This is a genomic window from Actinomadura citrea (genome assembly GCF_013409045.1).
Lineage (GTDB): Bacteria > Actinomycetota > Actinomycetes > Streptosporangiales > Streptosporangiaceae > Spirillospora > Spirillospora citrea.
Window position 1 is genome coordinate 5,430,379 of the sequence record NZ_JACCBT010000001.1, and the last position, 10,755, is coordinate 5,441,133.

Consider the following 10,755-nt stretch of genomic DNA (forward strand, 5'->3'; position numbering starts at 1 on the left):
ACGGTCTCGGGCGTCACGCCGGGGGCGCACTCGGCGAGGACGAGCCCGGCCGGGGTCACGTCGACGGCGAGGTCGGTGATGATCCGGTGGACGCAGGACACGCCGGTCAAGGGGAGGGTGCACGTAAAGCGAAATTCACCGTCTTACTGCCAGGCTTTCCACACTCTGAAGTTAAGTGCTCATCCTTCGAGGGGAGGGAGGATCCATGCCCAGCGTGGCAAGTCGCGGGCCATGGACAGGACCGAGTGTTCTACGGACTCGACGAGACCGGTGGGGTCGACGGTGTTCCGTATCGGCCTCGCCTTCAACAGGGAGCCGGTGCCATGAGCACGATCACTACCCATGACGGTACGGAGATCTATTACAAGGATTGGGGCGAGGGCCCGGCCGTGACGTTCTCGCACGGCTGGCCGTTGAGCTCCGACGCATGGGACGGCCAGATGCTGTTCCTCGTCCAGCACGGCTATCGGGTGGTCGCGCACGATCGGCGCGGTCACGGCCGATCCAGCCAGACCTCCACGAGCAATGACATGGACGGCTACGCCGACGATCTCGCCGCGGTGATCGAGGCGCTCGACCTCAGGGATGCCACGCTGGTGGGCCACTCCACCGGCGGCGGGGAGGTCGCGCGCTACATCGGCCGGCACGGCACGAGCCGGGTGGCCAAGGCGGTCCTGATCGCGGCGGTGCCCCCGATCATGGTGAAGACCGAAGCCAACCCCGAAGGCCTCCCGATCGAGGTCTTCGACGACATGCGCGAGGCCCTCTTCAACGACCGTTCGCAGTTCTACCAGGATCTGGCCATCCAGTTCTATGGCGCCAACCGGCCCGGTGCCGGCATCTCCCAGGGAGTGCTGGATCAGTTCTGGCTGTGGAGCATGCAATCGGGTCTCCTCAACGCCTACGAGAGCATCAAGGCCTTTTCCGAGACCGACTTCCACGACGACCTCGCCAAATTCGATGTGCCGACTCTGGTGCTGCACGGCGAGGACGACCAGATCGTCCCGGTCAAGGACTCGGCGATCAAATCCGCCCGGCTGATCAAGGGCGCCAAGGACGTCTACTACCCCGGCGCCCCCCACGGCATCACAGCCACCCACCAAGACCAGCTCAACGCCGAACTGCTGGCCTTCCTCCGAAGCTGACCGGCACACCCGGTTCCGAGCGCTTCCGTCGATCGGCGAGCGGAGGAGGCGACGAGTTGACTTTCACCCGACCGAAGGAGGGTTGGCATGCCGTCAATCTCTGAGCGGGAGTACCGGGAGATCGAGGCGGCCAACGCCTCTCACAACACCCCGGTCGTCCTCATCCACGGGCTCTGGCTGCTGCCGAGCAGCTGGGCCAACTGGGTGGACTTCTTCACGCAGGCGGGCTACGCACCGCTGACCCCGGATTGGCCGGACGATCCGGAAACGGTGGAAGCGGCCAGGGCGAACCCGGGCGTCCTCGCCAAGAAGACCTTGAAGCAGATCGCCGACCACACCACCGAGATCGTCAACGCCCTGGACAGGCGGCCGGTGCTGATCGGGCACTCGACCGGGGGTCTTCTGGCGGAAATGCTGGCGGGCCAGGGCCTCTCGGCGGCCACGGTGGCCATCGACCCCGGGATCTTCCGGGGCGTTCTGCCGCTGCCGGCCTCCGTGCTCAAGGCGGCGGGCCCATTCCTGGTCAACCCGCTGACGCGCGATCGCGCGATCACTCTCACGTTCGACCAGTTCACCTACGGATGGGCGAATGCGCTGGACGACAAGGAGGCGCGGAAGCTCTACGACAACTTCCACGTCGCCGGCTCTGGGCTCGCTCTCATGCAGATGGGCAACGCGAATCTCAATCCGTGGACCGAGGCGAAGGTCGACACGAAGAGCCCCGACCGCGGTCCCCTGCTGTTCATCGACGGCGAAAAGGACCACACGGTGCCCTGGGCGATCGCGAACGCCGCCTACAAACGACAGAAGCGCAACCCTTCCGTCACGGAGATCGTGAAGATGCCGAACCGGGGCCACTCCCTCACCATCGACCACGCCTGGCAAGAGGTCGCCGAGACCGCCCTCGACTTCGTCCAGCGGTCCGTCTGACAACCCACGCAGAAAGGCCGCGGCGGTAGCAGCAGGTACTGGGATCCCTACCGGCTGGGCATCGGCTGACCACGATCACGGTGATCAGGCGCGAGGCCGTTCTTGATGCGATCGCCGAGTGCGATCTGCTGGGGCGCGAGTGACGCCACCCGTCCGACGCCGGCGCCCGGCCAGGGGCGGGGTCCCCAGGCCGGGCGCGTGGGATGAGCCGATTATGGCCTGGCGCCGGGGCGGGTTCGCAGGACGATTCGCGTTGCGGTCAGGGTCGTGGCGGAGGTCAGGGCCACGGCGGCGGCCACTACCGCGGCGAGGATCCAGGGGGAGCCGGCCGGCAGCGCGGAGTCCAGCACGCTCAGGCACAGCGGGACGATGGTCAGGGCGGCCACCAGGAAGCCGAGGGTGATTCCGACGGCGATGACCAGGCCCGCTTCCACCGCCATCATCCGCAGGACCTGGCGGCGGGTGGCACCGATCAGGCGCATCAGGCCGAACTCGCGGCGGCGTTCGGCGGTGGCCAGGGCCTGGGTGTTGACCAAGGACATCACTGCGTAGCCGACGACGACCGCGAGAACGAGCCAGGCCATGGTCGCCTGGGTGCGGTCCTGCTCCTGCTGACCGGCGGCGAGGTCGTCGCGGTCGGTGACACGGAGCCCGGGGTGCCCGATGGCGGTCAGGGCGGCGGCCAGTTCGGTGCGGTTCGCGCCGGGGGCGGTGCTGACGAGGATCCGCGGGACGAGCCCGGCGTCGGTATGCGCGGCGAGGAGCGCCGCCGGGACGAGCGCCGTCTCGTAGCCGCGCCGGGCCCCGACGGTGGCGACGAGCTTCAACCCGGTCCGGGTGCCGTCGCCCAGCCGCATCGCGATCGTGTCGCCGAGCCGGTGGCCGGTGGCATAGCGGGCGGGCAGCGCGACGGTGTCGCCTTGCAGTGCCGTCAGGGTGCCGGTGGCGGCGCGGAAGGCCGTCGTCCGGTCGCTTCCCTGCGGGGTGATGCCCTGGAGCGCGAGTTCGGTGGGCTGCGGGCCCGCCGGCTCTTCGCCGTCGGACGGGGTGAGCGGAGCGGCGGGTTCGATGAAGCCGCGGCCGGGGATCTGCGCGGTCGCGGCGGCGACACCGGGGATCTTCTGGACGGCGTCGACCGCGTCGAGGGGCAGGCCGCCGGCGGCGGAGGTAAGGACCAGGTCGGCGCGCTGGCCCTCCTCGAAGGCCTGGCGGGCGCCGGCGGACTGGGTGGTCTGCAGGTAGGTCAGGCTGAGGGCCAGCCCGGTGGCGAGCATGACGGGCATGACCGCGGCGGTCAGCCGTGCCGTCCGGGCGCGGGCGTTGCTGGTGGCCAGTTCGCCGGAGAGCCCTGAGAGCGCCCGGACGGGGCGCGCGAGTCCGGTGGTGATGGCGCGGGCCAGCACGGGGCCGAGCAGTCCGAAGCCGATCGTCCACACCAGTGCGGCCGGGGTGGCGACCCCGCCCGCGTCGGGAGCGTCGGAGCCGGCGGTCCCGAACGCCAGCGTGGTGCCCCCGCCCAGGCACAGCACACCCAGGACGAGCCGGACGCGGCTGAACCACCGGCGCTGCAGGGCGGCCTCGGCCAGCGCCTCGGCAGGGCGGGTGCGGGCGGCGGTGTGCGCGGCCATGAGGGCGGCGCCCAGCGCGGCGGTGATCGCGAGGCCCGCGCCGGCGATCAGCGGGACGGGTCCGGAGCGAAACGCGACCGCGTCCGGCACCACGCCGCCATGGACGAAGACCCGCAGCAGCAGGCGGCCCAGCCGGGGGGCGGGGTAGCAGGCCAGGGCGGTGGCGGCCACCGTCAGGATCATCGTCTCGCCAAGGATCAGGCGGCGGAGCTGGCCGGGTGTGGCGCCGACCGCGCGGAGCAGCGCGCTCTGGCGCTCTCGCTGCCGGATCGACAGACCGAGGGTGCCGGCCACCACGAACACCATGGCCATCGCGGCGAGGCTGCCGAACGCGGCGGCGAGCGGGACCAGGTCGCCGGTGTCGGCGAGGACCGCGGGGTCCTCGGCGCGGCCCCGGTCGTCCCCGGTCAGCACCGCGGGCCCGGTACCGGCGGCGGCCCGGACGGCTCGGACGACCTGGGCGGTGCTCGCGCCGGGTGCGAGGAACACGCCGACCGAGTCGATGGTTCCGGGTCGGCCGGTGAGGCGGCCCGCCTGAGCGTCGGCGACGAAGACGTCGCCGGTCCCGGCGGCCAGCCCGGAGATCTCGAACCGCTCGGCGGCGCCGTGCACCAGCAACTGGACCTGGCCGCCGGTCCGCAGCCCGGCCCGTTCGGCCAGGTCCTCCCCCAGGACGATGCGTCCGGGGCCGGAGGGCGCGGTGCCCTGGGCGAGCCGGAGTGGAGTGAGCCGGGCCGAGGACCAGTTGTGGCCGGTGACCTGCCCGCCGGAGGGGAGCGTGGCGGGGAACGAGAGGTCCGGCACCGCGGCGGCGACGCCGGGAACCGTGGCGATCTTGCTTGCCAGCGCGGCGTCCAGGTGGACGCGCTCGGGGAACACCAGTTCCTGCACCGTGCCCTGGTAACGCTGGTCGCCGGTGACCACGATCGCCGCCGAGGCCAGCCGCCGCGGCGGGGCCTCGGCGCGGATGCCGGTCTCCAGCAGTCCGCCGCAGGCCACCACGATCAGGGCGCCCAGGAACAGCGCGGCGAAGGAGGCGAGGAAGCCGCCCTTGTGGAAGCGCAGGGTGCGCAGCGCGATCCCGATCACCGGTTCGCTCCGGCGGCGCCCAGGCGCGTCATACGCTCGGCGACCTGCTCTACGCTCGGCCGGTCGATCTCGCCGGCGACGCGGCCGTCGGCCAGGAACAGGACACGGTCGGCGTGCGCGGCGGCGACCGGGTCGTGCGTGACCATCACCACCGTCCGTCCCGCCCCCTCGACGGCCTCCCGCAGGAGGACGAGCACCTCGCGGGCGGTGGTGGTGTCCAGCGCGCCGGTCGGCTCGTCCGCGAAGATCACCGCCGGCCGGGTGATGAGCGCCCGCGCGATCGCGACGCGCTGCTGCTGACCACCTGACAGCTCACCCGGACGGCTGTGCAGCCGCCCGCCGAGCCCGACGCGCTCCAGCACTTCCTGGACCGCTGCTCGGTCAGGCCGGCGGCCCGCCAGCCGCAGCGGCAGGCCGACGTTGTCCCGCACGTTCAACGCGGGAAGCAGGTTGAACGACTGGAAGATGAAACCGATCCGGTCGCGGCGGAGCTTGGTCAGCCGGTTCTCGCCGAGGGAGGCGAGCTTCACCCCGTCCAGGACCACCGACCCCGACGTCGGACGGTCGAGCCCGGCGGCGCACTGCAGGAAAGTGCTCTTGCCCGAACCAGACGGCCCCATCACCGCGGTGAACGAGCCCTGCCGCAATCCGACGCTCACCTCGTCGAGCGCGACCACCGCGTTTCTCCCGCCGCCGTAGACCTTGCGCACCGACTCCAGTCGCACGACCTCGGTGGAACCGAACGCCGCATCCGCACCACCGCCGCCCAAGGGCGCTTCGTTCAAGGTGTTCGTCATGTCAACAGTGTCTTGACAAGGGGAGCGCGCTCGGCAGGCCCGTTCGGTTGAACCCGCCGTCCACCGATCGGTGGACAAGCCGCTCGGAACCCCGGAGTCAGGCTGAGATCAAGGTGAGCTGGTCGGCGGTCTACCGAATCAGCGTGGGCTTGGCGGCCCTGCCCGGCTCGTAGACCACCACCGGCAGCCCCGGCCGCTCGTCCAGCCGCCTGGTCGCGGGCATGCTGGTGTTACACGGCGGCTGCGCCCGGATGGGCGGGACCGTTCGAAGGTCTCGTTGGAGCGCAGGGACATCAGCAGTGCGCGCTGGTGGCGGTCTGGTCGTGGTTCTGGCGCTCACTCTTGACGGGATCGACCCGATGGCCCCAGATGAACTTCGGGATCCGGATCCGCGGCGCGGCGCCGCCGGTCATGCGAAGCGCCGTGCTTCGGCGAGGACGCGCGCGGTCTCCACGACGGACGCGCGGCGGCGCGCGAGCGCCGCCGCCTCGTCGTCCTCGTCCAGGACGAGGCGGCACAGCTGCGGGACGGCGAAGTTCCACGCGACCAGGCCGAGGATCGTGAACATCCAGTCCTGGGCGAGCCGCCTGGCGCCCTCCCCGGACGGTCCCCCGGCGATGCCGCCGGCCTGCGCCCCGCGGACGATCTCGCGGTACATCTCGCGGCGTTCGAGCTCGCCCTGCACCTCCTCGCGCGACTCCAGCGCCTCCCAGAGCAGGAGCCGGATCAGCTCCGGGTGCTCCTGGTACCAGTCGAACAGGTGGCCCACGGATTCACCCAGGTCACCGGGACCGAGGTCGGTGGCGTGGCAGACCTCGTCGACCTTGTCACGCACGACCTCCCCGAACAGCTTCTCCTTGTCGCCGAAGTACAGGTAGATGCCCTGCTTGTTGGCGCGGGCGGCGCGGGCGATGCGGTCGATGCGGGCCCCGGCCAGCCCGTATGCGGCGAATTCGGCGGTGGCGGCCACGAAGATCCGACGCCGGGTGGCCTCCGCGTCGTAGGTCATGCACCGAATTAAACCATCCGGTTGACTTCGTGGTCCGCGGCGGGCAGGATAAACCAACCAGTTGGTTTATTTAGGAGCATCGTGATGACCACCACCGAGGCGCCCGTCCCGGTCCGTTCCCCGCTGCCGCAGGGCCTCGCCGGGCAGACCGCCGTCATCGTCGGCGGCAGTTCCGGCATCGGCCTCGCCACCGGCGCCCTCCTGGCCTCGGTGGGCGCGCGGGTCGTGCTCACCGGGCGCGACAAGGCCCGGCTGGACGCCGCCGCCGAGCACGTCCGCGCCGCTGGCGGCGACGGCGCGGTGCTCGTCGTCGCCGGGGACGCCGCCGACGAGCAGGCGCTGGCCGAGACCTTCGAACGCGCCGGCGCCGTCGACCACGTCCTGTTGACCGCCGGGGGCCTCGGCGGCACCGGCCCGCTCACCGACATCACCAGGGACACCGCCTTGCAGGCGATGGACGGACGGCTGTGGGCGGCACTGGCCGTCGCGCGGGCGGCGGCGCCGCGGCTGGGCGCGGGAGGTTCGATCACGTTCTCCTCCGGCGCCTTCGTCTCCCGCCCCGTGGCCGGGATGTCCGCGCCGCTCGCGGCCGTCGGCGGCGTCGAGACGCTGGCGCGGGCTTTGGCCGTGGAACTGGCACCCCGCCGGCTCCGTGTGAACGCCCTGCGCTTCGGGCAGTTCGACACCCCGCTGTCGCGCGGGGCGATGGGCGCCGGCCCCGGCGAGGCCGGGGACGCGGCCGTCGCGCAGGCCGGCGCCCGAAACCCGCTCGGCCGGTGGGGGACGCCCGAGGAGGCCGCGGCCGCCGCGCTGTTCCTGATGGCCAACCCCTACATGACGGGCGAGATCCTCACGATCGACGGCGGTCTCACCTTGTAGAAACCCGAACATCGCGCGGGCCCGTTTTCGGAACGCTCCTCACGTGGAGTGGAGTGGAGGGGCCGGCGGACGGCGCGACGCGTGGTGGTCAGCCTCCGGGCAGGGCTCCGCGGTAGGCGCCTCCCCCGGCCCGTTCTCGGGTCCGAATGCGGCCCGCCAGGGTGCCGGCATGGCGTCGTGCGCGGCGGCCGTCCCTGGCGGGACGGTGCCGATCAAGTCGCGGGCGGCGCTCGTCGCACTCCCCGGACGACTTCAAAGCCTCTCGGCAGGAGGGGCCCGAGTCCGGGGCGCCGGTCAGCGCCGTACTCGCCGTCCGGCGCCGCGATCTTTGACGCCACCGCCCCTGGGAAGCGCCTCATGAACCATCACACGTCGGCACCCCGGGTCGCGTGATCGTCTAACACCCGCCGGGGCGGAATCGGGCGCGGTATGCGGCCGGGCTGAGAGCGAAGAAGTGCCGGAACCGGCGGCTCGCGTAGTTGGGATCGTGCCAGCCGGCGAGCCTTCCGATCGCTGCCACGGACAGGTCGGTCTCGATGAGGAGTGCCGCAGCGCGCTCTGCTCGCAGCCTGCCGAGATAGGTCATGGGCGGAACTCCGAGATGCGCGGTGAACATGCGAGTCAGGTAGGGGGGCGACAAGTTCACGGTGGAGGCGAGTTCGCCCAGGTTCCAGGCCCGCTGAATGTCGTCCTCCAAGAACTGCGCCGCGGCCAACACCGCGGGATGGACATGATCGGTTCGTTCGCTGGTGGCATCCGTGGAGCCATGTGCCGCGACGCCGCCCAGAAGGCAGAGCAGAATCCCGACCCGCACGGCGTAGGCCGGTCCGGGATGAAGGGCCGGATCGGAACCGGGCTCACCGGAGGTTTCCGCCAGGCCGGTTTCGACCACTCGCAGCGCGGTGGGGTCGAGCCGCAGCGGGTGGCCCGTGTGGCGGCCGGATCGGCCGGCGATGCGCACTGAGGGGCCGAGGTGCGGGGCGGCGCGCATCCAGGCCAGTTCGCGCCGAAACGCCTCCGGGCTGATGTACAGGTTGTAGACGGTCAGACGGTCGCAGCCGCGGTAGCCGTGCCAGTCGCCCGGGCGGAGCATCGTCACCGCACCGCGGTCCAGAGGCTGCTCGCCCGCGGCCGAGACGTGGGTGGCAGTGCCACCGGTGACGACGGCGAGCTCAATGAAGTCATGGCTGTGGGCGGCGGTGTCGCTCCGCAACTCGAACCGCTCGGCGGCGATGGGCGGCCGCCCCGGCGGAAACACCTCAGCGAGCCGCACGCGATGCATCGGACCTCTCCTCGACGGACGCTCGTCAAGATCGTGCTATGCCTGTCGGGCTCTCGTGCTAGCCGCACGGTGGAGGCGGCGGCGACAGTTGTCGAGACGGCAATCCCCAGAAGGCAAGGAAGATAGCCATGACTGTCGCCGGCCCCGAACCCCGTACCACTGCGGACAACCTTTCCCAGGACGCCGTGTCAGCGTATCGCCGTGATGGTTTCGTCCACCTGCCCGGAGTGATCTCCCGGGCCGACGCGGCCAGGTTCGCCGAAGCGGCGCTGGCGGCCCGCTCCACCGTCCGGGACCACCACAACGGGACGATCTTCACGCAACTGCTCCAGCTGTGGCGTCACGATGAGACCCTGCGCGAGCTCACCCTGAACCCCGACCTGGCGGCCATCGCGGCCCGGCTGGCGGGGATCCCGCTGCGGCTGTGGCACGACCAGCTGCTGATCAAGGAGCCGCGGAACGGGGCCTCGACGGAATTCCACCAGGACCAGCCGTACTGGCCGCACGCCGGTTCACGGCATGCCCTCTCGGCCTGGGTGGCGCTGGTGGACGTGCCGGTCGACCGCGGCTGCATGACGTTCATCCCCGGCTCCCAGCACCTGGACGGCCTGCGCCCACAGGATCTGTCAAACCATGCCGACATGTTCACCGTGGCGCCCGAACTGCTGTGGGAACGGCGCATCACGGTCCCCCTTCGCGCGGGCGACTGCACGCTCCACAACTCCCGCCTCGCCCACAGCGCCACGCCCAACCTCACCGGCGACCCCCGTATCGCCCACGTCATCATCTACGCGGACGCGGACCTGACCTTGGCGGCCGGACCCGCACACCCCGTCACCGACCCGCTCGGCCTGACCGTGGGCGACCCCCTTCCGGACGAACATTTCCCACGCTTCGCCGAGCCCGCCGACGAGCCGCGGCCGAGAACCACTCCGACAACGTGAACAAGAAGAAACCGCATCATTCGACGAATGACGTCACGCGTCTGAAAGAAACCCCGGCGTCGAGCCGGGGGCGCGGGCCGCCCCGGCCTGGTTGGAGAGCGACCGCGACGTCACCGCCGCTGCCGGGACACAGTTCGCGCACCCCCACACGGTGCGCAGAGCGACATGAGTTGCCAGAGATCTCCGGGGTCCAGCAGCTCTGACCGGCGTCGAGGTGGGAAGGTCACCGCCATGGACATCGATCTCAGGGGGCGGACCGCCTTCGTCAGCGGTTCCACCAAGGGCATCGGCCACGCCATCGCCGCGGGGCTGGCACGGGCCGGGGCGGCGACCATCGTCAACGGGCGGGCCGAGGACAGTGTCACCGGCGCTCTGGACGCACTGCGGACGCGACTCCCGGAGGCGGACCTGCGGGGCGTGGTCGCCGATGTCGCCACCGCCGAGGGCGCTGAGGCGGTGCGGGCCGAGGCGCCCGACGTCGACATCCTGGTGAACAACCTCGGCATCTTCTCGGCGCGGCCCGTCCTGGAGATCGACGATGAGGAGTGGCGGCGCTACTTCGAGGTCAACGTGCTGTCGGGAGTGCGGCTCGCCCGCCTCTACCTGCCGGGCATGACCGAGCGGGGCTGGGGGCGCGTGCAGTTCATCGCCAGCGACTCGGCGGTCGTGACCCCCGCGGAGATGGTGCATTACGGTGTGTCGAAGACGGCGCTGCTGGCGGTCTCGCGCGGCTACGCCAAGGCCGTCGCGGGCACGGGCGTCACCGTCAACACCGTCCTGGCCGGACCGACCCACACCGCGGGCGTGGAGGACTTCGTCGCCGAGATGGTCGGGGAGGACCTGCCCTGGGACGAGGCGCAGCGCCGCTTCATGACCGAGCACCGCCCGAACTCGCTGCTCCAGCGGCTCATCGAGCCAGAAGAGATCGCCAGCATGGTCGTCTACCTCAGCTCGCCGCACGCGTCCGCCACCACCGGCGGGGCGGTCCGCGTCGACGGCGGCTACGTCGACGCGATCCTGCCCTAGCATCCGACCGCCCGGCCACCGCCTCG

The 10,755-nt window shown here is 71.3% G+C and carries 9 protein-coding genes; 5 read left to right on the forward strand and 4 right to left on the reverse strand.

What is annotated here, in order from left to right; genetic code table 11:
- Nucleotides 1-323: 323 nt before the first annotated feature.
- Both BJ999_RS25310 and BJ999_RS25315 read left to right on the forward strand, forming a co-directional pair.
- A complete protein-coding gene (locus BJ999_RS25310; RefSeq protein ID WP_179835598.1) occupies nucleotides 324-1,145 on the forward strand; it encodes an alpha/beta fold hydrolase in 822 nt (273 codons plus the stop codon).
- A gap of 87 nt (nucleotides 1,146-1,232) precedes the next feature.
- Nucleotides 1,233-2,075 carry an alpha/beta hydrolase gene (locus BJ999_RS25315; protein WP_179835599.1) on the forward strand — a complete coding sequence of 281 codons (843 nt, stop codon included), beginning with the start codon at nucleotides 1,233-1,235 and terminating at the stop codon, nucleotides 2,073-2,075.
- A gap of 212 nt (nucleotides 2,076-2,287) precedes the next feature.
- On the opposite strand, the gene BJ999_RS43715 is transcribed toward BJ999_RS25315, so the two are convergent.
- From BJ999_RS43715 to BJ999_RS25330, 3 genes are all read right to left on the reverse strand, one after another.
- The gene (locus BJ999_RS43715; RefSeq protein ID WP_179835600.1) at nucleotides 2,288-4,792 is read right to left on the reverse strand and encodes an FtsX-like permease family protein; all 2,505 of its coding nucleotides are present in this window, start codon (nucleotides 4,790-4,792) and stop codon (nucleotides 2,288-2,290) included.
- Nucleotides 4,789-5,589: an ABC transporter ATP-binding protein gene (locus tag BJ999_RS25325; RefSeq protein ID WP_179835601.1), complete on the reverse strand. Its 801-nt coding sequence runs from the start codon at nucleotides 5,587-5,589 to the stop codon at nucleotides 4,789-4,791. The genes BJ999_RS43715 and BJ999_RS25325 overlap by 4 nt, the downstream gene beginning before the upstream one ends.
- A gap of 409 nt (nucleotides 5,590-5,998) precedes the next feature.
- Nucleotides 5,999-6,598, reverse strand: a complete 600-nt coding sequence (locus tag BJ999_RS25330; RefSeq protein ID WP_179835602.1) for a TetR/AcrR family transcriptional regulator — start codon at nucleotides 6,596-6,598, stop codon at nucleotides 5,999-6,001.
- A gap of 84 nt (nucleotides 6,599-6,682) precedes the next feature.
- Between BJ999_RS25330 and BJ999_RS25335 the strand changes: the two genes are divergently transcribed.
- Nucleotides 6,683-7,477: an SDR family oxidoreductase gene (locus BJ999_RS25335; RefSeq protein ID WP_179835603.1), complete on the forward strand. Its 795-nt coding sequence runs from the start codon at nucleotides 6,683-6,685 to the stop codon at nucleotides 7,475-7,477.
- Nucleotides 7,478-7,874: 397 nt separating this feature from the next.
- Here BJ999_RS25335 and BJ999_RS25340 read toward each other — a convergent pair whose 3' ends face one another.
- Nucleotides 7,875-8,759 (reverse strand): AraC family transcriptional regulator, encoded by an 885-nt coding sequence (locus BJ999_RS25340; RefSeq protein ID WP_179835604.1) that lies wholly within the window; start codon nucleotides 8,757-8,759, stop codon nucleotides 7,875-7,877.
- Nucleotides 8,760-8,944: 185 nt separating this feature from the next.
- Between BJ999_RS25340 and BJ999_RS25345 the strand changes: the two genes are divergently transcribed.
- Entirely contained in the window at nucleotides 8,945-9,703 is a 759-nt protein-coding gene (locus tag BJ999_RS25345) for a phytanoyl-CoA dioxygenase family protein (RefSeq protein ID WP_218935218.1), read from the forward strand.
- A gap of 231 nt (nucleotides 9,704-9,934) precedes the next feature.
- Nucleotides 9,935-10,729: an SDR family NAD(P)-dependent oxidoreductase gene (locus BJ999_RS25350; RefSeq protein WP_179835606.1), complete on the forward strand. Its 795-nt coding sequence runs from the start codon at nucleotides 9,935-9,937 to the stop codon at nucleotides 10,727-10,729.
- Nucleotides 10,730-10,755 lie beyond the last annotated feature (26 nt).

Coding starts and splice junctions, on each gene's coding strand:
- BJ999_RS25310 (WP_179835598.1), top strand. CDS start 324: ATGAGCACGATCACTACCCATGACGGTACGGAGATCTATTACAAGGAT.
- BJ999_RS25315 (WP_179835599.1), top strand. CDS start 1,233: ATGCCGTCAATCTCTGAGCGGGAGTACCGGGAGATCGAGGCGGCCAAC.
- BJ999_RS25325 (WP_179835601.1), bottom strand. CDS start 5,589: ATGACGAACACCTTGAACGAAGCGCCCTTGGGCGGCGGTGGTGCGGAT.
- BJ999_RS25330 (WP_179835602.1), bottom strand. CDS start 6,598: ATGACCTACGACGCGGAGGCCACCCGGCGTCGGATCTTCGTGGCCGCC.
- BJ999_RS25335 (WP_179835603.1), top strand. CDS start 6,683: ATGACCACCACCGAGGCGCCCGTCCCGGTCCGTTCCCCGCTGCCGCAG.
- BJ999_RS25340 (WP_179835604.1), bottom strand. CDS start 8,759: ATGCATCGCGTGCGGCTCGCTGAGGTGTTTCCGCCGGGGCGGCCGCCC.
- BJ999_RS25350 (WP_179835606.1), top strand. CDS start 9,935: ATGGACATCGATCTCAGGGGGCGGACCGCCTTCGTCAGCGGTTCCACC.